Genomic DNA, 23571 nt, shown 5'->3' on the forward strand with positions numbered 1-23571 from the left:
ATTGAGCCAATATCCATTGAGCCAAAATCCATTGAGCCAAAATCCATTGAGCCAAAATCCATTGAGCCAAAATCCATTGAGCCAAAATCCATTGAGCCAAAATCCATTGAGCCAAAATCCATCGACAGCATTGATGAGTTTCTGAACCAACACAATATTTTTTCGGAAGATGATACAGACGGATCGGCATCCGAACATGATGCAACGTCCGAACCGGTTCCCCAAATGGAGCAACATCCGGAAAAGCCGGTCATTGCGGCAAAATCCGTACCTGCAAAAAAATCGAAACATGCGGCAAAACCCATTACCGCTTCCAAACTCGGGGCCAAAAAGTTGGAAGAGTTGGTTACCGCCGGCCGTGATTCGGATGCTGCCGCAATATCCGGGTCTGAAACCACCCTGCCGGCAGATCAAACCGAAACAGATGCCGCAAGCCGGAGTGAGCAGGATATTCAGGCGGTCTCGCCGGACGCAGACCGTGAAGACAGCGATGCCCTACCCTATGAGGCATCATCCGGTGCCGGTTTGGCAGAAGCATGGGCCGAACTGGATTCGCTGCCCCGGCGTTCGCCGCGCTCGGTGACGGTACATCAACCGGAAAGTGTTTTGAATGCCCCTGAAAACCCGGCCAATGATGCCGACGGTATTCAACGGTTAAACGAACAACGCGAGTCGTTATTGGCTGATGGCCGTAAATTCCTGAATTGGCTGGCCGGCGGCCTGGCCGACGGCACCATATCCGTCAATCAGTCCAATTCGCCGGTACACGTCATTGACCGGGGTATGTTGCTGGTAACGCCGGAAATTTTCCGGATGTATTCACTCGGTTATTTTGACAAAAACAACCCGGAGTGTCCCGGGGTGAAAGCGCAAAAAGCATTTTTGGCACTGGGTATGCACGAACGTACCAAGCGGACGGGTATTTTTTCGGCAAAAGCCGAAGACAAACATCTGTTTACCTGCTTTTTGATTCCGGAAGAAAAACTCCACTACATCATCAATACCGACCGCAGGCCGGCCAACAATATCGACATCACGATTGAAGAGAGCCGTTTCGGTAAATCCTTGGAGCGCAAAGCATGAGTATTGTCTACGAAGCAACCGAAAACGTTTACCGCCGGCCGTATGAATTCCGAAGTGCGCTGGCGTATTCGGCAGCGGTGTTTGCGATGGCCGCCATGCCCGTACCGGACAATGCCCGTCTGTCCGTCGTGCCGGTTTTAACCGTGATGGCCGGTATCCGCCTGATGCAGGGGCTGCGTATCCGCCGTTACCGAAAAAACCTGCGTACCCTGCCCTACTATGCGATGACACCGAAAGACATTCCGGTATCCACTACGGCCCAATTTATGGGTCGCGGTTTCGAGTGGACGTCCACACACAGCCAGCGTCTGAAAATGGCCCGGATGGAACAAACCAAGAAAGAACTGATTGACGACGGCAAATTTTATACCTGGGCCAGAAACCATGAGAACCGGAACAGTGGACGTGATTGGCTGTCGAAACTGACGCAAAAAAATGCCTGGTGGAATCCTGTGACACCATTGCCGCCCCTGGAGGGCAAAACCGAAATCCACGGGGTGGAGCCGCATGAACGCGACATCTGGATGGATTTGGCCAGCCGTGTCGGCCATATGCTGGTGGACGGGACAACCCGTGTCGGCAAAACCCGCTTTGCCGAAATTCTGATTCAGCAGGACATTGCCCGAGGCGATGTCGTCATCACAATCGATCCGAAAGGCGATGCCGAACTGATGCTGATGCACTATGCGGCTGCGAAAAAACACGGCAGGCCGTTTTATCTGTTTCATCTGGGCTATCCGGAACTGTCCTGCCGTTACAACCCGATCGGCAGATATACCCGGATCACCGAAGTGGCCACCCGTATTGCCAATCAGTTGCCCGGAGACGGTCAGGCGGCTTCGTTTAAAAATTTCGTATTCCGCTTTGTGAACGTGTTGGCCAAACTGATGGAGGCGTTGTCCATCAAGCCCAGCTATACCGAACTGTATAACTCTGCCATCAACATCGAAGTGATTGCCAAACAATACTTTGAAAAACTGCTGGACGAAGGCCAACCCGGATGGAGCAACAGTTTTGGTAACTTCACCTTCAGCGGCTCCAAACAGCAGGCACAAAAAACCGGACGCAGCGAAAACGTGATCAAGCTGATGGGCTATGTACACGAACTGAAGCTGAACAACGAATTGTCCGATGCCGTGGCCGGCATTCTCAATAACGACCGTACCTATTTTGATAAGCTCGTAAGTTCGTTGTATCCCCTGCTTGAAAAACTAACCAGCGGCGACATCGCCAAACTCATCAGTCCGGACGTAGACGACCTGACTGATCCGAGACCGATATTGGATATGGCCAAAGCCATCGGGGAAGGTGCCGTCATCTATGTCGGTTTGGATGCCCTGACCGACCAGCAGGTTGCGACCGCTGTCGGTAACGCCTTATTTGCCGACCTGACCTCACTGGCCGGGCAACTGTATAAATACGGGGTCGGCTATGGCGAATCGGAAAAAGCACCGAAGCGCAACATCAACATCCATGCCGACGAATTTAACGAAACTGCCGGCGATGAATTTGTTCCTCTGTTGAACAAAGCCGGCGGCGCAGGCATTCGTGTAACTGCCTATACCCAGACCAAAGAAGACATTGAGGCAAGAGTCGGTTCGGTAGCCAAAGCCCAGCAAATGATCGGCAACTTCAATACGCTTGTGATGCTGAGGGTGCAGAACCAGGCTACGGCAGAATTGATGACAAATCGCCTGCCGAATATCGAAATCGTGAAGACCGTTCAGTCGTCCGGAGCCAACGATATGTCGTTTCCGTCTTCAGACGGCCTGTTCGGTTCGAAGAATGAAGACAAACAGAATGTGGAAACCGTACCGTTGCTGGAACCTGCGGAATTGATGTCCCTGCCGAAAGGGCAGGCATTCGCGCTTATGGCCGGCGGCCGCCTGTACAAACTCCGCCTGCCGATGCCGTTACGGGATCCGGATGAAGAGATTCCCGAAGATCTTCAGATTCTGGCGGCGAAAATGCGTGAGAAGTACCGCCTTAGCCGGCCCGCCAATGACGAGGAACAGGTTTTTGTAGAAGGCAGGCACTATGGCTAAACGTACGTCCACTTTTTTATCCGAAAGTCTGAGCCTGCGTTTCCTGTTGGCCCCGATTAAACGGATTGCGGTAGTATTGCTGATTGCATTATTGATGTTCGGTGCATCCTTGATCGTGCAGAGCAATTACCAACAGCAGCATCTGTTGGCACACGAACTGGAAACGACATTGCGGATGTTTGCCGGCAGAGATGGGGGCTACCATACAGTCATCACGAAATATGCCTACCAAGGGCTGCATCACCTGTTTTTTGATCTGACGGGGATTAACGATTTAATTGAATATGGCCCGCAAAGTACCATAGGCGAACATATCTGGAGCGTGTTGCAGCCCCATCAGGACAAACTCCTCCGCCTGGATCAGGCTTTCAAAATCATCTCGGTGCGCCTCGGCAACCTGTCTGCATATTTACCGTTGCTGATTATATTGGCCGCCGTCAGTATTTATGACGGACTAATGCAGCGGAAAATCCGACAAAGCAATGCCACCCGCGAATCTGCCGCTATTTACCATATGTCGATTTATTGGCGGTTTGGTGTCATTTGGACATCGGTCATACTGTATTTGTGTCTGCCCGTATCCCTTTCGCCCGCATTATTATTGCTGCCGATAACGTTTATCTGTGTCCTGATGCACATACAGGCGAGATACCTGAAGAAGTACCTTTAATACAAAATTACTTTTGACACGGACAAAGCAAAATAGTAGTATGTTAACTACCAATTATTTACCGGGAGGGCCATATGCCTCAAATTATGACTGCTCAAGAATTCAACCGCCAAGTCAGCAGAGCACAGCAAGAATGTGAGAACAGCCCCGTGTTTGTGACGCACCGGGGCAATTTGGCCTATGTACTTTTGAACTACCAAGAATATCGGCGGCTTGCGGGTAAAGAAGAAAGCATCGCAGAAGCACTTGCCGCGCCCCAAGAAGAAATTGATGTGTTGTCTGATATTGAATTTGAACGGGTGTACATTGCCGAACGTCCGAAGGAGAAATAAACGTGTATCTTATTGATACTAATGTACTATCTGAAATCCGTAAGATTCATTCCGGGCGTGCAGACGAAGGGGTTTCCGAGTGGGCACGAAGCTGTCCCAAAAGTCTCATGTATATCAGCGTAATCACTCTTTTGGAGCTGGAGCGCGGTACACTTGCCATGGAATTACGGGATCCGACACAAGGTGCCGTATACCGGCGCTGGTTGGAACAGACCGTCAAGCCCGAATTCGATAATAAAATTTTGTCGATTGATGCCGATACCGTGCTTCTGTGTGCCAAGATGCAGGTACCGGACAAAAAAAGTTTGGCGGACAGCCTGATTGCTGCCACAGCCATTCAACGGAACTTCATTGTCGTTACCCGCAACACGCAGGATTTTATCCATACAGGGGCAAAGATATTGAACCCTTTTGGTAATTAAATAGCATATTTATGCTTATAGCATTTTAATCCAACAGGGAATTTACTTGACTTGACAGAAAACTCTAAATATCATGTCAGTAACAATCAAAAATATTTGCATTTTTGGCAAATTACTCATCATGGGATGAGTATTCTAATTTCGTTCGAAATAGAATGACTATTCTCCAAAAAATCCATATTTCTTGGATTTCTCTTTAGAATCAAATGCATATGGTATAATTAACATATTATACATTATGCGAAATTAAAAAAGAGATGCATTCAAATCATCTTTGTTGGATTTCTACGTTTCCATCAGCCATTGCTGTAATCCGACCAATGTTTTTGCATCTTGGATTTCGTTGTTTTTCAAAGCGGTTTTAACTGCTTCGCGGCTGAGTAAAACGGTTTCGGTAAATTCGTCTTCATCGTTTTCCAAAGTGCTGCCGAGACGCACGCCGTGGGCTTTGTACAGATACATGATTTCGTCGCAGAATCCGACGGCTGTATAGAATGTGTTGAGCAATTCGACTGTGTCGGCGGTATAAGGGGTTTCTTCACCCAGTTCGCGCAATGCGCAGACGGCGGGATCTTCGCCGAAATCCAGTTTTCCGGCGGGCAGTTCCAGTAATGGTTTGCCGACGGCGTAACGCCATTGTCTGACCAGTACGACTTCATCATTGTCGGTAACGGCTAAAACGCAGGCGGCTCCGGGATGGCGGATGACAACGCGGTAGCTTTCGTTGCCGTTGGGCAAAAGGATTTTGTCGCGCCGGATGGTGATGAACGAACCTTCGTACATGGTTTCCGAGCTGAGTTGTTTTTCTGTTAAGTCCATGTTTTTTCTTTCTAAAACAAATAGTTTATTGATTTCTTTGCTGATTATTTCTCAAACGGCAGGGAGGCCGTCTGAAAACATTTTCCTGCCAAATCCGGTACAAACGTCATCACTGCCCTATTCTGCGCTGCGTTCGATCTCTACGCCGACTTCTTTTACGTCGGCCAAAATGCCCGGTTTGACTACCCGCACGCGCACCCATCGTGCGCCGAAATCCTGCAAAATCAGGTTGGCGATGTGTTCGGCCAGCATTTCGAGTAGCAGGAAACTTTGGTCTTTCAGGCTTTGCCGAACGGTGTCGCAGACTTCGCCGTAGTGGATGGTGTCGTCGATGTTGTCGCTTTGTGCGGCTTTGCCGTCCACGCCGATGTCGAGGTCGATGATCAGGGGCTGTAACTGTCCCCTTTCCCAGCCGTACACGCCGATCAGGGTTTCGGCTTTCATGCCGCGCAGGAAGATTTTATCCATTTGCTTTGCACCGTTTTCACGTTAGAATGAATTTTTATTGTAAGCAAAGACAGTTTTATGTTCAATGTGATTGCGGTGGCGGTTGCCTATCTGATCGGTTCGCTCTCGTTTGCGGTGATTGTGTCGAAATTTTACGGTATGGACGACCCGCGTACTTATGGTTCGGGCAATCCGGGGGCAACCAACGTTTTGCGCAGCGGTAAGAAAAAGGCGGCGGCGCTCACGCTGTTGGGCGATGCGCTCAAAGGTTTGCTGGCGGTATGGATGGCGTGTGCGTTGCAGGATGTGCTCAATCTTTCAGACGGCACCATCGCCATGGTGGCCGTGGCTGCGCTGGTCGGGCATATGTGGCCGGTGTTTTTCGGTTTCAAAGGCGGCAAAGGGGTGGCGACGGCATTGGGTGTGCTGTTGGCGCTTTCATGGCCGACTGCGTTGCTGTGTGCGGCGGTATGGCTGGTAATGGCGTTCGGATTCAAGGTGTCGTCGCTGGCGGCGCTGACGGCTACGGTAATCAGCCCGATTGCGGCGTATTTTCTGATGCCGCACGAGTCTTGGGCGGTGGCTACGCTGTTTATCGCCGTATTGGTTTTGTGGCGGCATAAGAGCAATATCGAAAACCTGCTCAAAGGCAAAGAAGACAAAATCGGCGGAAAACCGGAAAAATAGCGTTTATGTCCCGTATGGCCGTCTGAAAAGTGTTTTTCAGACGGCCTGTTGTTCTGAACAATATTGTTGGATGGCGGATTCGGCATCTGTTTCGACGGTAGGATATATTACTGTTTTTTTTAACTTTTTCTATTCGTACTCATACTCCAAACCGTCGGGAGTTTTTCATGAATGGTTCTTCATCTGCGCGTTATGCTGCGCCGCTTCTGATTGTCGGCTGCGTGATTTTCGGTTTGGGCAGCCTGATTGTGAAATTCGTACCGCTGGGTGCTTATGCGATTGCCTTTTGGCGTTTGGCTGTGTCAGCGGTGGTGTTTTGGCTGTTGTCCCGTTATTTCGGACAAAAGCTGCCGAAGAGCCGCAAGGGGTTGAATGCCGCGCTGTTATCGGGCGGTTTTCTGGCGTTTGACCTCGCTCTTTGGCATGAAAGTATTCATGCGGTCGGGCCGGGCATTGCCACGCTGCTGAACAGTTTGCAGATTTTTTTCCTGTCGGCGGTGGGCGTGCTGTTTTTCCGCGAACGCCTGTCCGGCGTACAGATGCTCAGCCTGATGATGGCCGTGGCGGGCGTGGCTTTGATTGCCAGCCCCGAATTCGGGCACAACGGTGAAGCGTTGTGGGGCTTCGTCAGCGGTTTGGTGTCGGGGATGATGCTGGCGTTGTCGATGGTATTTTTGCGCCAGGCCCAGCAAACCGACCAAACGCCGCTGTTTCCTCTGATGATGGTGGTGAGTGCGGCCGGCGCATTGATATTGGTGCCGTTTGCGATCGGGTTGGATGCCGGTGCGCTTTATCCCGAAACATGGCGCGACATCGGCTTGGTGTTGGTGTACGGCGTCGTGATGCAGTGTTTCGCATGGGGATTGATTGCCTACGCCCTGCCCCTGCTCTCGCTTTCGCTGACGGGGCTGCTGCTGTTGAGCGAACCGGTGGCTGCGCTGTTCATCGATTATTTCCTGCTCGACAAACCGATTAACGGATTGCAATGGAGCGGTGCGGCGTTGACCTTACTGGCGATTTATCTCGGCTCGCTCAAAGGCAAAACGCATTGAGGCCGTCTGAAAACCGCCGCTTGAAAGCTGCGGCAATGCCCTTATGTAGCATAAGCTGTTAAAGATAAGGCCGTCTGAATCTTTTCAGACGGCCTTATCGGTTTTTATCTGTAAAAGGAACCGGTTATGCCGAAACAACTGATTCGGGACTATCTGCAAACGCAAGGTTTGAAACTGCCGCAAGACGAAGTGTACATGGCCGTTTTGACCTTGAGGGCGGTAATGGATTCGGGCGCAGCCTCAATCGACAAGCAGGTGCTTTGGCACGCTTCCGAAGCATTGAAACTGTCCGACCAAATCGACGACAATCCCGCCAACGAAGCCTTGCTGAAACAAGTGTTTATGGCTTTGGATTCGGTGTTCAGCCGTTCGGAAAACATCAAAAGTGCCGCCGTTTACGCGCTGATGCCGTCTGAAAACGGGCTGCCGTCGCTGGTTTGCCTGACCGCACAGGGGCAGCCGTTGGCGTCCGTTATTGCCGTTGACGACACGGCTTCTCAAAACCATCTCGCCGCGCGTGCCGCGCTCACGGGCTGGATGAATATTGCCGACGATATTCCGCAATGGCTGGAACACGGCGATTTGCAGGGAGAACACAACCTGCGCGGCAAAAGCCAGCTTTCCGCACCCGTTTGCAGCGCAAGCGGTGCCGTGTTGGGCGTGGTGCACGCCGAATACCCCGAAATAGGACAAACCGATGAAACGGCGCAAATCGGCTGGCTGGCTTTGGCACTGGCTTTGCAGACTCCGTTGCAGGCATTGCTGCAACGCGAAGCACCCGAACAAAAACAACAGGAATACTGAACAGACATGAACAATCCGCTCAAATACACCGCATCCTGCCGCCTGCCCACCGAATGGGGCGTGTTTACCATGCACGGCTTCGAAGAAGAAAACGGGCAGGAACACATCGCCTTGACCGTAGGCAGTTTTTCAGACGGCCTGCCCGTTTTGTCGCGCATCCATTCCGAATGTTTAACAGGCGACGCGCTGTTTTCCGTCAAATGCGACTGCGGCCCCCAGCTCGAAGCCGCCATGAAAGCCGTGCAGCAGGAAGGCCGCGGCGCGGTGGTTTATCTGCGTCAGGAAGGACGCGGCATCGGCCTGATCAACAAAATCCGCGCCTACCGCCTGCAAGACCAAGGGCTCGATACGGTGGAAGCCAATCTGGAACTCGGCCTGCCCGTCGATGCCCGCGATTTCCGTCTCGCCAAACACATTTACGAACACTTGGGCATCCGTTCGGTCAAGCTGCTGACCAACAATCCCGAAAAAATCAGCACCATCCGCGAAGCAGGCATCGACGTGGCCGAACGGATTCCGCTGCACGTCGGCAACCATGAAGAAAACCGCCGCTATCTGGAAACCAAAGCGGAAAAACTGGGGCATTTCCTGTAATCCCGAATGCAATCCCGAAAACCTCGGAGTCCGAACCCGAAACAGGCCGTCTGAAAACGCAAGCGTGGGTTTTCAGACGGCCTGTTTCCCTTTGCGAAACCGTTCCGAAACAATAAACAGTTTGTTAACATCAGGGAAACAGTTTTTGCGGTGGTTCGTGTTATTATTACAATCAGTTCATTTATCCGAACCTTTACCGAATCGAACTCCCCTACTCTCCCCCGCATAAGGAAACTGTCATGAAAAAAGCCCTCTTCGCCCTGACTTTGGCCGCTGCCGCCGCAGGTGCAACCGCCGCCACCTACAATGTCGATGCCCACCACGCCAATGCACGCTTCTCCATCGACCATTTCAACACCAGCACCAATGTAGGCGGCTTCTACGGACTCACCGGCAAAGTCGAATTCGATGCCGCCAAACGCCAAGGTTCCGCAAAAATCGTGATTCCCGTCAACAGCCTGCAAAGCAGCTCCTCCGATTTCACCAAACACCTGTTGTCGGCAGACCTGTTCAATGCCGCACAATTCCCCGAAATCCGTTTCGAGTCCACCAAATTCAATTTTGCGGGCAAAAAAGTAACTTCCGTTGACGGCCGGCTGACCATGATGGGCAAAACCCATCCTGTGCGCCTGAAAGCCAATAAATTCAACTGCTACCAAAGCCCGATGAAAAAAACCGAAGTTTGCGGCGGCGATTTCAGCACCACCATCGACCGCACCAAATGGGGCGTAAACTACCTGGTCAATGCCGGCATGACCAAAAACGTCAAACTCGACATCCAAATCGAAGCCGTGAAGCAATAATGCAACACCCGAAAGGCCGTCTGAATATTTCAGACAGCCTTTTGTTTTGCAGTTGCCAATTGATTTAAAAGAGAATTTTTAATATAACAATCAGACGGAAATTTTTGTGAACGTCATATTACATTCACAAACGCCGCATTCACATGCAAATGTCCGAAAATAACGTCTTTCCCAACTTTGTTACCTTTATACAGCAATGAAACACACGTTCAGCAAAACACTATTCGCCGCATTCGCGCTTACCGCCGCCATCGGCGCACACGCCGAAACCCGTGCCGCCATCGACACCAACATGGGCAGAATCGAACTTTCCCTCGACGAAACCCGCGCGCCCAAAACCGTTGCCAACTTCGTCAGCTATGCGCGCAAGGGGTTTTACAACAACACCGTGTTCCACCGCGTGATTGATGGCTTTATGATTCAGGGCGGCGGCTTCACCGCCGATATGGTGCAAAAAGCCACCGACAAAGCCATCAGCAACGAAGCGGCCAACGGCCTGAAAAACACCGTCGGCACCATCGCCATGGCGCGCACGGGCAATCCCAATTCAGCCACCAGCCAGTTTTTTATCAACGTGGCCGACAACGAACCGCTGAACTACAAAGCCCCTACGCCGCAGGGCTACGGTTATGCCGTATTCGGCAAAGTAGTGTCCGGCATGGACGTTGTGCAGAAAATCGCCAAAGTCCAAACGGCCAGCCGTTCGTACCACCAGAATGTGCCGATCAAACCCGTGGTCATCAATAAAGTCAGCGTTTGGTAATCTTCATACCGGTATTGCCCTCGAAGGCCGTCTGAAATGTTTTTCAGACGGCCTTATTGTTCCAATATAAAAATTACCAAACAGTAATTTCAATACACCGTCTGAAAAAATTACTTTTATTGCTTTTCAGACGGCATCGGCCTAAAATCAGCCGTATCCGAACACAAAGGCTGAAATAATGGACATCACCGACCTCCGCCGCAAAAACCTGCGCGACTGGATCAACCGCCTGCACGGCGGACAGCAAGCGCGGTTTGTCGAAGCGGTACACATCAATCAGGGCGAACTTTCCGCGCTGTTGCGCCATAAAGCCTTCGGCGAGAAAAAGGCCCGGAAACTCGAACAGCAGGCAGGTATGCCCTCCGGCTGGCTCGATACCGACCACACCGCCCTGCCCGTCCCGAACACCCACACCCAGGAACACAACCCCATGACCCAAATCTTCCCCATTCCCGAAATCCTGGCCGACATCAAAGCCGGCAAAATGGTCATCATCACCGATGCGGAAGACCGCGAAAACGAAGGCGATTTGGTCATGGCCGCCCAATTCGTTACCCCGCAGGCCGTCAACTTTATGATCAAACACGCGCGCGGGCTCGTGTGCCTGCCGATGGAAAACGCATTGGTGGACAAACTCGGCCTGCCGATGATGACCCAGCAGAACGGCACGCAGTACGGCACCAATTTCACCGTGTCCATCGAAGCCGCACACGGCACCACCACCGGCATTTCCGCCGCCGACCGCGCACTCACCATTCAGACGGCCGTATCGCCCACGGTAAAACCCGAAGACATCGTCCAGCCCGGTCACATCTTCCCGCTGCGTGCACAGAAAGGCGGTGTATTGGTGCGCGCGGGCCATACCGAAGCCGCCGTCGATTTGGCGCAGATGGCCGGCCTGATACCCGCCGGCGTGATTTGCGAAATCCTCAACGACGACGGCACGATGGCGCGCATGCCCGAGCTGATGAAGTTCGCCGAAGAACACGGCATCAAAATCGGCACCATCGCCGACCTCATCGAATACCGCAGCCGCACCGAAAGCCTGCTCGAAGAAATGGGCGACACCGCCGTCTGCACGCCGTGGGGCGAATTCCGCCAACACGTTTATGTCGACAAACTTACGGGCGATACCCATCTCGCCTTGGTCAAAGGCAGCATTTCAGACGGCACCGAAACCCTCGTGCGCGTTCACGAACCGTTTTCCGCCATGGATTTCATCCAAACCGATCCCAACCATTCCTGGCCGTTGCCCAAAGCGATGGAATATATCCAACAAGCCGGACGCGGCGTGATTATCCTGCTGCACCGTACCGAAGACGGCGCTGCCCTGCTCGACCGTACCCTGCCGAAAAACGCGTTCCAAATCAAAAAATGGGACAGAAAAACCTACGGTATCGGCGCGCAGATTTTATCGGGACTCGGCATACAGAAAATGCGCGTGATGGGCAAACCCTCGTCGATGAACGGATTAACAGGCTTCGGCTTGGAAGTGGTGGGATTTGAAACGCCTGACACGGCGGAAGCGGACAAGGCCGTCTGAATATGCAGACCTATCGGGTTCATACGCTGAAAAGAATCATCCTGCTCCATGCCTTCTTGCTGCTGACAGGACTGCCGCTGTATTTTCTGCTGTATGTACATTTCAGCAACGGCGGCGGCAAAGAAAATCTGCTGAACCTGATACTGGCCTCGCCGCTGTTGGCCGCATATTACATCGGCAAAAAGTGTATTTTTCAGACGGCCTCATTCCGCGAACAGGATGTCGTGCTGGGTGAAGAAAGCATTCCTGCCGGCCAAATCATTTCGTATGACACCGAATTTCACGGTACAAAACGGCCTGTCAGCAAAAGCGGAGCATTCCTTCTGTGTATCCTGACGGAACAACAGATTTACGCATTCGTGATGCCGCCGGACAGTTTTACTTCTACACGGAAATGGTTCAACCAACGCGGCATCAGGGCCAAACGGAGTAAAGAGAGCGCAAGGCTGCTGCGCCTTCACGATTACCTGCCCGTGGTTTGGATAGGCGCATGCCTGATTTATCTGATTATGGTCGGAGAGCTGTACCGCCGGTTGGCAGGCATTGCCTGATTGGGCCGTCTGAAAACAGGAATTTCCAAACGCACTCTACTCCGGCTTTCCCTTTTCCTGTGTACCCAAACCCAGCCGCTTTTCGTATTCCGGCACCGGCATATGGTCTTTTTCCGTTACGCCGAAAGCCGAAGCATTTACCCACAACACCACAAGCGCCGCAGCAGCGGCCAATATACTGATTATTATCCAAAACATCGGCATTTCCTTGATTCGGAACGGCATTCCGCAGGAAAAGGAAATGCCGTTACCACATGTAGAAACCGTTATTCGTTATGTCGGTACGGTAATGCGGAATAACGGGAAAAATCCGAATTTTACCCAAAACAACCCTTCCCTACCCGTATTTTCAGACGGCCTTGATATGTAGCCGCATACTCAGCCGAACAAATCTGCTTCCCGCCGGTGCAGGCCGCGTTCGTGTTCCAGCAGCCACTGTTTGCGCTGCAAACCGCCGCCATATCCTGTCAGGCTGCCGTCTTTGCCGATCACTCGGTGGCAGGGAATGATGATGGAAACGCGGTTGGCACCGTTGGCCGCGGCCACGGCGCGCACGGCGGACGGATGGCCGATGCGTTCGGCCAAAGCCTGATAATAAACGGTTTCCCCGTAAGGAATGCGGCGCAATTCGGCCCAAACCGTCTGCTGAAACGGGTTTGCGGGCGTGTGCAGAGCCACGTCGAACCGCTGCCGCAGCCCTTGGAAATATTCGCCGATTTCGGCTTCGGCCTGCTCGGTGTGTCGGTTTTCCCCGAACACGAAACGCCGTTGCAACAGGCGCGACAGGTCTTGCTGTTCGCGCGCTATCCTGCGGCTGCCGACAAATTCGAGCAGGCACAGCCCCTGCTCGGTGGCGCAGGCGAGCATATCGCCCAAAGGCGTGTGGAAACGGTGGCTGACAATCGGCAAAGCGGCATTCATCGGTGAATCTCCCATCAGTTTTTTATAGCTGTAAGCAAAGCCGCTGAGCGACTGCCAACCTGCCTGAAACGCACTGTCGGCCACATTTCCGTGCATGATGCCGTCTGAAACCGCGCTGATGCGCCGCATCCGCTGGTAGGCTTGGAACGTGGTTTGGTAATGCCGCTTAAACCAGCGGCGCAAGGCTTCGGGACTGATGCCGTGTGTGCGTAAAACGGCATCGCTGATTCGGCGGCCGGGATTGTCGTGCAGCAGCGAAAACGCCCGTACCACATACGGCGGAATGTCGGCTCGGTCGGGACAGCAGATTTTGCACGGGCGGAATCCCGCTGCTGCGGCTGCTTCGGCCGTGCCGTAAAAGGCGGTATTTTCAGGCTTGGGTTTGCGGGCGCGGCAGGTGGCGATGCAGAACACGCCCGTGGTTTTTACGGCGGCGTAGAAAATGCCGACGAATTCGGGATTACGTTCGAGCAATGCCTGATAATATAGGGCGGTTCGGGTTGGGTCGGTAATCTGCATGGAAAGGCCGTCTGAAAAAATCTTTCAGGCTCTATTTATCGCTTTTCAGACGGCCTTTTGCAACCGAAAAACGGACGGGTATTTTTGATTGCGGGATGGGTGAGGCCGTCTGAAAAATCGGGTGTGGCAGATTGTCGATGATATTTTGTTTAATCTGTTGTTTTAAAATATTTATTTTTGGCCTGTCTCAACAGTTGTGGACGGGGCTTGTCGATGAATACGGGGTTTCCTGCCTTTGCATGAATGGCGGCTTTTTATTACCCGAACAGTTTTCGGTGCTTGCGGCAACATAATAAAGGCCGTCTGAACATTTTCAGACGGCCTGAGTGAAACGGATACCGCATTTTTCACAAAGATCTAAATTCCCGCATCAATCGGCGCACGCGTATTCGCCGTTGTCTCGGGTTTCAGACGGCCTTAACCGCTCAAAATCTTTAATGCAGGCTGGCGTAAATTTTTTCGGCCAAGGCTTTGCTGATGCCTTCCACTTGCGCCAGGTCTTCCACGCTGGCGGCGGTTACCCCGCGCAGGCCGCCGAAACGGGTGAGCAGGGCTTGGCGGCGTTTGCTGCCGATGCCGGGGATGTCGCTGAGCGACGAGATGATGCGGGCTTTGTCGCGTTTTTTGCGGTGGCCGGTGATGGCGAAGCGGTGCGATTCGTCGCGGATGACCTGCAACAGGTGCAGCGCGGGGCTGGTGGGCGGCAGGCGGAAGGTTCGGCCGCTGAACGGCAGAATGAGTTCTTCCAAACCCGCTTTGCGCTCCACGCCTTTGGCGATGCCGACCAGCGGAATGGTCAGCCCCAGTTCTTCCCAGACTTCGACGGCCACGCCGATTTGGCCCTTGCCGCCGTCAATCAGTACCGCGTCCGGCCATTTTACGGTTTCGCCGTTGGCCTGCGCTTCGGCCATTTTGCCGTAACGCCGCGTCAGCACTTCACGCATGGCGGCGTAGTCGTCGCCGGCTTTGGCGGTGGTGATGTTGTAGCGGCGATATTGGCCGGGTTGGATGTTTTGTTCGTCGTACACCACGCACGAAGCTACGGTCGCTTCGCCTTGGGTGTGGCTGATGTCGAAGCATTCGAGGCGGTTGAGGCCGTCTGAATCCATTTCGAGCACGCGGGCGAGTTCGGCAATGCGGTGGGCTTGGCTGCTTTGTTGCAGGCTGTGCTGGCCGATGGCGAGGCGGGCGTTTTGCTCGGCCATTTTCAGCCATACTTTGCGCTCGCCCAAGGTTTTGTTTACAAACTGGATTTTGCGTTCGTTCTCGCTGTTTAAAGCCGTCTGAACCACTTCGGGTACGGGAAAGTTGCTGATGATGACGTCGGGTTTGGCTTTGCCCAAATAGTGTTGCGCAACAAAGGCTTCGGCGTAATCTTGGCCGTTCGGTTCGGGGTCGTTTTTCAGATCGGGAAAAAAACTTTTGTCGCCCACGTGCCGCCCGCCGCGTATGCTTACCCAATGGATGCAGACGATGCCGTCTGAAACGGCCAGCGCGAGCAGATCTATATCGTTGGGATTGTTGGGATTTTTGCTGTCGATAAACTGGCGGCTCTGCATCAGGCCGAGTGCTTGGATTTGGTCGCGGTAACGCGCTGCTTCTTCAAAATCGAGCCGCTCGGCGGCCTGCTGCATTTTGTGGTGCAGAACCTGCGTGAGTTCGCCTGTTTTGCCGTTTAAAAACGCTTCGGCCTGCCGCACGTCGGCACGGTAGTCTTCCTGCGAAATATGGCCGACGCAGGGCGCGGAGCAGCGTTTGATTTGATACAGCAGGCAGGCGCGGTCGCGGTGTTCGAACACGCTGTCTTCGCAGGTTCGCAGGCGGAACACTTTCTGCAATACCTGAATGCTGTCGCGCACGGCATAGCCGTTGGGATACGGGCCGAAATAGCGGTTGGGCTTTTTCAGCGTGCCGCGGTAATAGGCCATCTGCGGAAATTCGTGGCCGGTGAGCATGAGGTAGGGATAGCTTTTGTCGTCGCGAAACAAAATATTGTATTTGGGCGACAGGGCTTTGATGAGGTTGTTTTCGAGTATTAATGCCTCGGCTTCGCTGCGGGTAACGGTGGTTTCGATGGAATGCACCTGTTTCACCATCAGCGTGATGCGCGGCGAATGGTCGTTTTTTTGGAAATAGCTGGATACCCGCCGTTTCAGGTTCACCGCCTTGCCGACATACAAAACCCCGCCGTCGGCACCGAGCATGCGGTACACCCCAGGCAGGTTGGGCAGGTTTTTCAGAAACAGGTTCAAGTCGAAATCTTGCGTCATTTGCGGGAATAGAGATTGTGAGGTTTCGGACAGTTGAAAATTATAACACCCAAGAGAAAGCCGGAATTTTTAGCGTTACCACAAATCGAACTTTTCACCCCTCCCAAGATTCTCCATCACAATGCTTTATTTTCATTTCCAGATAATTCAAACGCTTAAATATCCCGCAAGCAACCCTGCTTGACATCAAACCGCACCAACGGTATATTGCCGACTTCTTTACGGAGTAGTGGCTGAGAGGCTGAAGGCACACCCCTGCTAAGGGTGCATCTGGGCTTAAACCTGGATCGAGGGTTCGAATCCCTCCTACTCCGCCAAATTTAATCCCCCTAACTTATTACAAAGTTAGGGGGAATCTGTTTGGGATTTTATCTTGCAAATTTGTGAATCATCCTTTCTTTTTCTTGTTTGTCATCCATAGGGCATTGTCTTAAAAATTCTTTTCGCGCTCGTATCGTATCGGAACCATATTTAAACTTAATTGAGAAATAACGATGTAATGCAGGACTACATTCAGAGGGGGAGCCACCGAAAGTCGCAAGACACATGAGAGCTTCACAGGCATATTTTTTATCCCCAGTAAGAAATTTAATAGAAGTTTCAGAGGCAGAAACTGGAGTAGAAATGGCAAATGTTAAGATTGTTGCGATATGTAAAAATTTCATATTGTTCCTTAATGATTAATTCAAGACTTAACAGTGCAATACACTATAAGTATAGGTTTAGTATACCACTACTTTGTATTATTTAGTCTAATTTTTTATGCTTATCTTATTTCTGCTTATAATATATAACTATTAAATTCTATTGTCATGACTTTGTGGTTGTTTTTAAAAAATAGTCATAATAGATTACTAAAACGAAGATAACTCACTATAAATTAATTACTAGACTTTGTTTGGATATTGTGGTGATGGCATACTACCAACAAGACAGAACTGGATTTCTGCCTGCGTAGAATGATAACAAACCAAGTATCTCCCCCCACACCCCCCCAAAAAAAATATTTAAACACGGCTAATTACAAATTTGCAACACATTGGGTTTTAAAAATTTTCACACCAACACGGTAAGCATAAATAAAGTTTATTAAAACCTATTTAACTGTTTCACAACGTACAGTCTGATGTTTGTTGAGTACTGCTTGCCAATAGAAAAAAATGTCGAGCAATACATGCGGCAGTTCGGATTCGAGCTGCACAAGTTCGCGTTCGGTAAGGTGAAGCACGGTTTCCCTGCCTTCGTCTTCGTCATAGATACCGCCCAGTGCCATAATCGGATAAAACAGGTCTTCAAATTCTTCGTTGCCGACGGTTTCGAACCAGTCGGTCGGCACGACATCAAGTGCGTAGAGATATGCGTTGCACCAGGTGTAAAAATCGGGGTTGCCTGCTTCATCGTCGTAAATCCACAAGTCGGGCAGGTATTTTTCCTGCATTTTGGCACGCATATCGGCGGCCAGTGCAATCACGAGCCGCTCGACTTCGGTTCGCTCTACGGCGCTGAACAATGCTTCGTCGCCCAATACCTCGGGTAACCATTCAAGCGGGTTCAAGGCATCGGGGCCGGATAAAAGTGCCAGCATAAAAGCCTGTACTTCATCGCACCGCATGGTGTTGTGGTTTTCTGCCTTTCCGTCGAGCAATTCTTGCAAACGGCTGCGCGCGGCTTCGTCAAAAACGGCTAATTGCATAATGCGTTCCTTATCAATCAGGGATTTCAGACGGCAGTAGGCCGTCTGAACATTGAGGACACCTTAACGGTGAAGTTCTATATATTATGCCTTACCTGTCTTCATTCACATGCAGACAAGCAATTGTCGAAAAATTTTTTCCAGTGTTTCGGCATAATTTGCGGATATGTTGTTTGCAAGCACTCAAATACCGTATGCCGCCTGAAAACGGTCTGAGTACAAAGCTATATCCTTTGGCGCATCTGCTCAAACAGGCAAACCGTGGCTGCCATCGCGACATTCAAAGATTCGGTTTCCCCTGCCATCGGAATATACACTTTCCTATCCGCCTGTTCCTGCATGGCGATGCTCACGCCCGAACCTTCACTGCCGAAAACCCATGCGGCGGGTTCGGTAAGGTTCAGCCGATACAGGCTTTCGGCTTTGCCGCCCAATGTGGTGGCGTACACCTTATCGGCAAAACCCGCCCGCCATTCAAGCAAATCGGCTTGGGTACAAATATCCAGCAGAAAATGCGCACCCATCCCGGCACGCAATACTTTCGGCGACCATGCGTCGGCACAATTCGTACCAAGCACCAATGTTTTTACACCTGCCGCCGCCGCGCTGCGCAGTATTGTGCCGACATTGCCCGGGTCTTGCACTCCGTCCAATATCACGCAATCACCCTGCTGAGGCAATTTTGGTGCAGACGGCAGTTGGATGAGTGCCATAACATCGTCGGCATCGTTCAGGCTGGTAATTTTCGCCAACGCGGAACTGCCTACTACGGTATTTTTTTCAGACGGCATCTGTGCGATCAATGCCTTTAATTCCGTATTATCCGCCCTGCTCTCGGGTAAATACAGTTGCTCCGGCATACCGCCCACCTGCATGTACGCCTGCACCAAATGCACGCCTTCAAGCACCGCCTGCCCGTGTAAACGCCGTGCCTTGGCCTGCGAAAGCAGTTTGGCAAGGTGTTTGATTTGTTCGTTGTGGGCGGAAGCAATGTACTTCATAACGGGGTAAATATAGGGAAACGGCGGATATTATAGCGCAGGGATTCCGTTTGGGTGGGTTGCGCTTTGATGGGGGGGCAAGATTTTTCAGATGGCCTTAATCATTTCGGCTTTGTTGGATGTTTTACAAGTATTTATACCCATTTCGACAGGGTTTGAATGGTCATGCCGTCTGAAAAATAAAAAAACCTCTACCCTGAGGCAAAGGTTTTTCCTTTTCCAAAATTCAAATTACGAAACCGCAACAACCGCAGATTATTGAATCTGTGTCTGTTCGGATTTACCAGCGGCCGGATTGATATGTCCTACCCGTGCAGCAGACTGCTGCGCGGGTTTTTCTTCATCAGCTTCCTGTTCCGTAACCGCAGCTTGCGGTTGAACAGCAGATGCTGACTGATTGGCTGCAGCAGGCACAGCTTTTACAGGAGCAGCTTTTTGAGCGGTTTCCGCGGGCACTTCAACAGTGGCAACGGACGATGCTTCGTCGGGATTGGCTTTCGGCCAGAACTGCCACACGCTTACGGCAACCGCAGCCACGCTGGCAGCAACGGCAAAGCCGCGGAACGCCTGATTCGAAACTTTGGCCGGCTCGACATGTTGCACAGATTTGCTGTTTTGGCGGTGTTCGGCGCTGATTTTCGCCAGTTCCGCGCGGAAATCCGCATTGGCTGTAAAATCAACAGCAGGAACGCCCTGTTTGCCCAAACCGTCGCGGACAATATGGAATTCACACCATATTTGTGCGGCATTGTCATCGGACAGCAGTTTGTCTAATGCTTCTTCGGACAGGTCTTCTCCGTCCATCAAAGCGGAAACGTATTCGTAGTCTGAGTGTAGTGCAGGCATTTTTATTACCACCTTTGGTCTTCGGATGTCTCCAGCAGCGGCCGTAAATCTTTGGCGATGACCTCGCGTGCTCTGAAAATTCGCGAGCGAACCGTGCCGATCGGACAATCCATTATTTGAGCAATTTCCTCGTAAGACAGGCCGTCCATCTCTCTGAGCGTAATGGCCTTCCGTAAGTCGTCGGGCAGATTGGCAATCGCTGCCTCGACAGTTTGCAGAATTTCCCGATTGATCATTTCCGCTTCAGGTGTATGGTGATCCGCCACCTGATCGGCCAAATCGAGAATATCCCCTTCCTCGTTCGCGGCTTCTGCGCTGATAAACGGCCGCTTTCCCGAGTCTACTAAAAAATTCTTGGCGGTATTGATACCGATGCGGTAAAGCCAAGTATAAAACGCGCTTTCCCCGCGGAAGTTGGGCAGTGCGCGGTAGGCTTTAATCATGGCCTCCTGCACGACATCGTTGACTTCGTGTTCGTCTTTGACGAAACGCGTTACCAACCTGACCAACCGGCGCTGATATTTGGACATCAGCAGCTCAAACGCTTTTTGTTCGCCTTTTTGGGCGCGCTCCACCAGCATTTGATCGACTTTACGATCACTCATATCTTACCTTTATAATCAACTGCATTATAAAATATAAATAGCAAAGCGTGCCGTAGCACAGCTCAGACCTGCTATTTTCGATTTAGTTCCACAAAAGGGCCGTCTGATGCAAAAAAATTTATCTGCATACCGTCAGCTTCTTCATAATCACTTGAAACACAAATATTCACAACGGCTATGCAGTTGTCGGAAACATCGGCAACCACGGGCCAAAATGTACGCATGAAAGGCGGCACACCCTTTTCCTGCAATAATTTCCGCACTTTTTTACTGCCGCCCTGCAAACGGATAATGTCGCCGGAACGCATCGGACGGACGGTTGCTTCCGCATTCAAAGCCTCTTCGCCCAAACCTTTGTTCCGCTGCGCCAATACAAACCCGTTGTCGTTCAAAACGTTTTTCAGACGGCCTTTCAAGCCGCCCTCCCGCAACCACGGAAAATTTTTCCCATCGTTCCGAACCGCAAACAATCTGTTTCTGTAAACATGGATTTTACCCTTTGGCAGCGTCCATTCGGCAGATGCCGTCTGAAAAGCAAGTAAAGTTTGTGCAAAATCTCCGATGCCGGCGCGGGTAGGCACGCCCAAACCGTGTTCCTGTACAAAACGGTGTAACACGCGGCGGCGGCGGGCATCGCTCAAACCGCGCCAAACGTCCACGTCAAACCACCCGTTTGCGCAAACCAGCGCAATATCTTCTTCGGTAATTTCATCAAGCAGGGATAAGTCGTCCTGCAAAGCGGCAATATTGGCGGTAATCTGATGCTTGAACTCGGGAACCCGCACCTGAAACTGCGGCAGTATGTCGTTACGCAGCCAGTTACGCAGCAGGTTGTTGTCGAGGTTGCTGGCATCATCCACGTAATCCAAACCGTGTACCGCCGCGTATTGCGCCAATTCTTCGCGGCGGCTGCTCAGCAGCGGCCGCCAAATTTTTGTTTTTTCATTCAACGGACGCAGTTCGGGCATGGCTGCCATCCCGCGCAAACCGCCGCCGCGCAGTGCGGAGAGCATGAAGGTTTCAATTTGGTCGTCGTGATGGTGCGCCAATGCCACTATATCACACAGGCCGTCTGAAAAAGCGCGGTAACGCACTGCACGCGCTGCGGCCTCAATACCCAATCCAGCCGCGTCCACCTTAACCCGTACAATGCGCAGCGGCACGCCGAGCATGGTGCAGTAAGCTGTACAGAAATCCGCCCAATCGTCGGCATCGGGACTTAATCCGTGATGGACGTGTACTGCCTTCAGTTCAAATTCCTGCCGATTCCGCGCCTCAGCCAAGAGATGCAGCAAAACCACCGAGTCTAAACCGCCGCTCAGTGCAGCCTCAACCGCTTTGCCGGACAGGAAATCCGACGGCACGGCTTCGGCCATACGGCGATGCAGGATTTCGGTTGGATCATGCGGGCGGTTCATCATGTTTTTTTAATCGCAATGGAAAACGGATTTTGTAAAAAATCCGATAAAACGGTTGAGGTGTCAGACGTTTCGGATACAGGCCGTCTGAAACGAAACAAGCAGGCTGAAGCCTGCTTGCGGATATGGCCGTTATCCTTATTTTTCAACGAATTTGCCGTAGGACATGATTCGGTCGAAACGGCGGGTCAACAGGTCGGCCATCGGCATGGTTTGCGCTTCGCGGAGCTGTTCGTTCAACACTTTTTTAACCGCTTCGGCAGTTGCCGCCATATCGCGGTGCGCACCGCCCAAGGGTTCGTCGATGATGGTGTCGATTAAATCCAATTCCTGCAGGCGCTTGGCGGTAATGCCCAATGCCTGCGCTGCATCGGGTGCTTTCTCGGCAGTTTTCCACAAAATCGACGCACAGCCTTCGGGAGAAATAACGGAATAAGTCGAGAATTGCAGCATATTCACATAATCGCCCACCGCAATCGCCAATGCTCCGCCCGAACCGCCTTCACCGATGATGGTGCACAATACCGGCACACGCAGACGGGTCAGCTCGTAAAGGTTGCGGCCGATGGCTTCCGATTGACCGTGCTCTTCCGCACCGATGCCCGGATATGCGGCCGGAGTATCGACAAACGTCATCACCGGCAAACCGAACTTTTCGGCCGTCTGCATCAGGCGCAGCGCCTTGCGGTAACCTTCCGGACGCGGCATACCGAAATTGCGGCGGATTTTTTCTTTGGTGTCGCGGCCTTTCTGATGACCGATAACGACGACGCTTTGGCCGTTAAAACGCGCCAAACCGCCGATGATGGCGTGGTCGTCTGCATAATGGCGGTCGCCGTGCAGCTCTTCGAAATCGGTAAAGATGCTGTCGATATAGTCCTGCGTGTAGGGACGTTGCGGATGGCGGGAGACTTGGGAAATCTGCTGCGGCGTGAGCTTGCTGAAAATAGATTTGGTCAAGTCCCTGCTTTTCTTTTGAAGCCGTGCGATTTCGTCGGATATGTCTACGGCGGATTCGCCCTGTACAAAGCGCAATTCGTCGATTTTGTTGGTCAGCTCGGCAATGGGCTGCTCGAAGTCCAAAAAAACAGGTTTCATAACTCGAAGCTCTCGTCGGTGGATTCCGTCTGCCATCATACGCCAACGGGCGGGTTTTCGCAGCAACCGGCAGCGGGAATTCGTTATTTTTTATAAAATGCAAATATATTCATGCAGTTGCATTTTGTAAATATGGATAGTGCATCCGCACTAATTACATCAGGCAGCGTATCTTATGCTAAACTGCCGGACAGTTCAATCATTTCATCAGCTCATGAAAACCGCAAACGAAACCGCCGCCATGCGGCTCGACAAATGGTTGTGGGCGGCCCGCTTTTTCAAAACCCGCGGCCTTGCCCAAAAACACATCGAACTCGGCCGCGTGCAGGTTAACGGCAGCAAAGTCAAAAACAGCAAAAACATCGGCGTGGGCGATACTGTCGATTTAACGCTCAATTCCCTGCCCTATAAAATCAAGGTACTTGCACTCAACCACCAACGGCGTCCCGCGCCCGAAGCCCGCCTGCTCTACGAAGAAGATGCCGCCACCGCCGCGAAGCGGGAAGAAATGAAACTGCTCGACCAGACAAGCCGCATCAGTGCCGCTTATCCGGACGGCCGCCCGACCAAACGCGACCGCCGCGA

Annotated in this window: 25 protein-coding genes, 1 tRNA gene and 1 pseudogene; 15 read left to right on the top strand and 12 right to left on the bottom strand. The window is 51.9% G+C overall.

The window, feature by feature from the left end:
* The 5 genes from ACEYDX_RS02080 to ACEYDX_RS02100 all read left to right on the top strand — a co-directional run.
* Positions 1-1083, top strand: a 1083-nt coding sequence (locus ACEYDX_RS02080) for a conjugal transfer nickase/helicase domain-containing protein (RefSeq protein ID WP_373740386.1), incomplete at its 5' end; no start/stop codon positions are given.
* On the top strand, positions 1080-3128 hold the full coding sequence (traD, locus tag ACEYDX_RS02085; protein ID WP_373740387.1) for a type IV conjugative transfer system coupling protein TraD: 2049 nt from the start codon (positions 1080-1082) through the stop codon (positions 3126-3128). The genes ACEYDX_RS02080 and traD, both read left to right, overlap by 4 nt.
* 76 nt (positions 3129-3204) lie before the next feature.
* Positions 3205-3798, top strand: coding sequence for a DUF4400 domain-containing protein (locus tag ACEYDX_RS02090; RefSeq protein ID WP_373740388.1), 594 nt, complete (start codon positions 3205-3207; stop codon positions 3796-3798).
* 74 nt (positions 3799-3872) lie between these two features.
* Entirely contained in the window at positions 3873-4130 is a 258-nt protein-coding gene (locus ACEYDX_RS02095) for a type II toxin-antitoxin system Phd/YefM family antitoxin (protein WP_373740389.1), read from the top strand.
* A 2-nt stretch (positions 4131-4132) separates the two neighbouring features.
* Positions 4133-4552, top strand: coding sequence for a type II toxin-antitoxin system VapC family toxin (locus tag ACEYDX_RS02100; RefSeq protein ID WP_373740390.1), 420 nt, complete (start codon positions 4133-4135; stop codon positions 4550-4552).
* 285 nt (positions 4553-4837) lie between these two features.
* Here ACEYDX_RS02100 and ACEYDX_RS02105 read toward each other — a convergent pair whose 3' ends face one another.
* Complete coding sequence (locus ACEYDX_RS02105; protein WP_373740391.1) at positions 4838-5371, bottom strand: NUDIX hydrolase; 534 nt, start codon at positions 5369-5371, stop codon at positions 4838-4840.
* A gap of 117 nt (positions 5372-5488) precedes the next feature.
* Entirely contained in the window at positions 5489-5839 is a 351-nt protein-coding gene (gene folB, locus ACEYDX_RS02110; protein WP_373740392.1) for a dihydroneopterin aldolase, read from the bottom strand.
* Between the two features lie 57 nt (positions 5840-5896).
* Here folB and plsY point away from each other — a divergent pair, with 57 nt between their 5' ends.
* The 8 genes from plsY to ACEYDX_RS02150 all read left to right on the top strand — a co-directional run bounded on the left by plsY (position 5897) and on the right by ACEYDX_RS02150 (position 12615).
* Positions 5897-6505 (top strand): glycerol-3-phosphate 1-O-acyltransferase PlsY, encoded by a 609-nt coding sequence (gene plsY, locus ACEYDX_RS02115; protein ID WP_373740393.1) that lies wholly within the window; start codon positions 5897-5899, stop codon positions 6503-6505.
* A gap of 167 nt (positions 6506-6672) precedes the next feature.
* Entirely contained in the window at positions 6673-7557 is an 885-nt protein-coding gene (locus ACEYDX_RS02120; RefSeq protein WP_373740394.1) for a DMT family transporter, read from the top strand.
* Positions 7558-7683: 126 nt separating this feature from the next.
* Positions 7684-8361, top strand: a complete 678-nt coding sequence (locus ACEYDX_RS02125) for a hypothetical protein (protein ID WP_373740395.1) — start codon at positions 7684-7686, stop codon at positions 8359-8361.
* Positions 8362-8367: 6 nt separating this feature from the next.
* Positions 8368-8955 carry a GTP cyclohydrolase II gene (ribA, locus tag ACEYDX_RS02130; RefSeq protein ID WP_373740396.1) on the top strand — a complete coding sequence of 196 codons (588 nt, stop codon included), beginning with the start codon at positions 8368-8370 and terminating at the stop codon, positions 8953-8955.
* A gap of 239 nt (positions 8956-9194) precedes the next feature.
* A complete protein-coding gene (locus tag ACEYDX_RS02135; protein WP_373740397.1) occupies positions 9195-9758 on the top strand; it encodes a YceI family protein in 564 nt (187 codons plus the stop codon).
* A gap of 196 nt (positions 9759-9954) precedes the next feature.
* On the top strand, positions 9955-10521 hold the full coding sequence (locus tag ACEYDX_RS02140) for a peptidylprolyl isomerase (protein ID WP_373740398.1): 567 nt from the start codon (positions 9955-9957) through the stop codon (positions 10519-10521).
* A 178-nt stretch (positions 10522-10699) separates the two neighbouring features.
* A complete protein-coding gene (gene ribBA, locus ACEYDX_RS02145; RefSeq protein ID WP_373740399.1) occupies positions 10700-12064 on the top strand; it encodes a bifunctional 3,4-dihydroxy-2-butanone-4-phosphate synthase/GTP cyclohydrolase II in 1365 nt (454 codons plus the stop codon).
* A 2-nt stretch (positions 12065-12066) separates the two neighbouring features.
* Positions 12067-12615 (top strand): hypothetical protein, encoded by a 549-nt coding sequence (locus ACEYDX_RS02150; protein WP_373740400.1) that lies wholly within the window; start codon positions 12067-12069, stop codon positions 12613-12615.
* Positions 12616-12651: 36 nt separating this feature from the next.
* Here the strand turns inward: ACEYDX_RS02150 and ACEYDX_RS02155 are convergent, their stop codons facing one another.
* The 3 genes from ACEYDX_RS02155 to uvrC all read right to left on the bottom strand — a co-directional run bounded on the left by ACEYDX_RS02155 (position 12652) and on the right by uvrC (position 16325).
* Positions 12652-12813 (bottom strand): hypothetical protein, encoded by a 162-nt coding sequence (locus ACEYDX_RS02155; protein WP_373740401.1) that lies wholly within the window; start codon positions 12811-12813, stop codon positions 12652-12654.
* A 180-nt stretch (positions 12814-12993) separates the two neighbouring features.
* On the bottom strand, positions 12994-14055 hold the full coding sequence (locus tag ACEYDX_RS02160) for a bifunctional transcriptional activator/DNA repair enzyme AdaA (protein ID WP_373740402.1): 1062 nt from the start codon (positions 14053-14055) through the stop codon (positions 12994-12996).
* Between the two features lie 434 nt (positions 14056-14489).
* A complete protein-coding gene (gene uvrC / locus ACEYDX_RS02165; RefSeq protein WP_373740403.1) occupies positions 14490-16325 on the bottom strand; it encodes an excinuclease ABC subunit UvrC in 1836 nt (611 codons plus the stop codon).
* 223 nt (positions 16326-16548) lie between these two features.
* On the opposite strand from uvrC, the gene ACEYDX_RS02170 reads away from it, so the two are divergent.
* Positions 16549-16642: transfer RNA gene (locus tag ACEYDX_RS02170), tRNA-Ser, on the top strand.
* A gap of 51 nt (positions 16643-16693) precedes the next feature.
* Here the strand turns inward: ACEYDX_RS02170 and ACEYDX_RS02175 are convergent.
* The 7 genes and pseudogenes from ACEYDX_RS02175 to ACEYDX_RS02205 all read right to left on the bottom strand — a co-directional run bounded on the left by ACEYDX_RS02175 (position 16694) and on the right by ACEYDX_RS02205 (position 22986).
* Positions 16694-16990 (bottom strand): TrbM/KikA/MpfK family conjugal transfer protein, encoded by a 297-nt coding sequence (locus ACEYDX_RS02175; protein ID WP_373740404.1) that lies wholly within the window; start codon positions 16988-16990, stop codon positions 16694-16696.
* Between the two features lie 434 nt (positions 16991-17424).
* Positions 17425-18018: pseudogene (locus ACEYDX_RS02180) on the bottom strand (UPF0149 family protein); the annotation flags it as partial.
* A gap of 224 nt (positions 18019-18242) precedes the next feature.
* The gene (locus tag ACEYDX_RS02185; RefSeq protein ID WP_373740405.1) at positions 18243-19019 is read right to left on the bottom strand and encodes a TrmH family RNA methyltransferase; all 777 of its coding nucleotides are present in this window, start codon (positions 19017-19019) and stop codon (positions 18243-18245) included.
* A 255-nt stretch (positions 19020-19274) separates the two neighbouring features.
* Positions 19275-19865, bottom strand: a complete 591-nt coding sequence (locus ACEYDX_RS02190) for an RseA family anti-sigma factor (RefSeq protein WP_373740406.1) — start codon at positions 19863-19865, stop codon at positions 19275-19277.
* A gap of 5 nt (positions 19866-19870) precedes the next feature.
* Positions 19871-20470, bottom strand: coding sequence for an RNA polymerase sigma factor RpoE (gene rpoE / locus ACEYDX_RS02195; protein ID WP_373740407.1), 600 nt, complete (start codon positions 20468-20470; stop codon positions 19871-19873).
* Between the two features lie 71 nt (positions 20471-20541).
* On the bottom strand, positions 20542-21888 hold the full coding sequence (gene tilS / locus ACEYDX_RS02200; RefSeq protein WP_373740408.1) for a tRNA lysidine(34) synthetase TilS: 1347 nt from the start codon (positions 21886-21888) through the stop codon (positions 20542-20544).
* A gap of 138 nt (positions 21889-22026) precedes the next feature.
* Positions 22027-22986: an acetyl-CoA carboxylase carboxyltransferase subunit alpha gene (locus ACEYDX_RS02205; protein ID WP_373740409.1), complete on the bottom strand. Its 960-nt coding sequence runs from the start codon at positions 22984-22986 to the stop codon at positions 22027-22029.
* A 214-nt stretch (positions 22987-23200) separates the two neighbouring features.
* Between ACEYDX_RS02205 and ACEYDX_RS02210 the strand changes: the two genes are divergently transcribed.
* Positions 23201-23571, top strand: a 371-nt coding sequence (locus ACEYDX_RS02210; RefSeq protein WP_373740410.1) for an RNA-binding S4 domain-containing protein, incomplete at its 3' end; no start/stop codon positions are given.

It is taken from the genome of Neisseria sp., from assembly GCF_041804105.1.
Classification (GTDB): domain Bacteria; phylum Pseudomonadota; class Gammaproteobacteria; order Burkholderiales; family Neisseriaceae; genus Neisseria.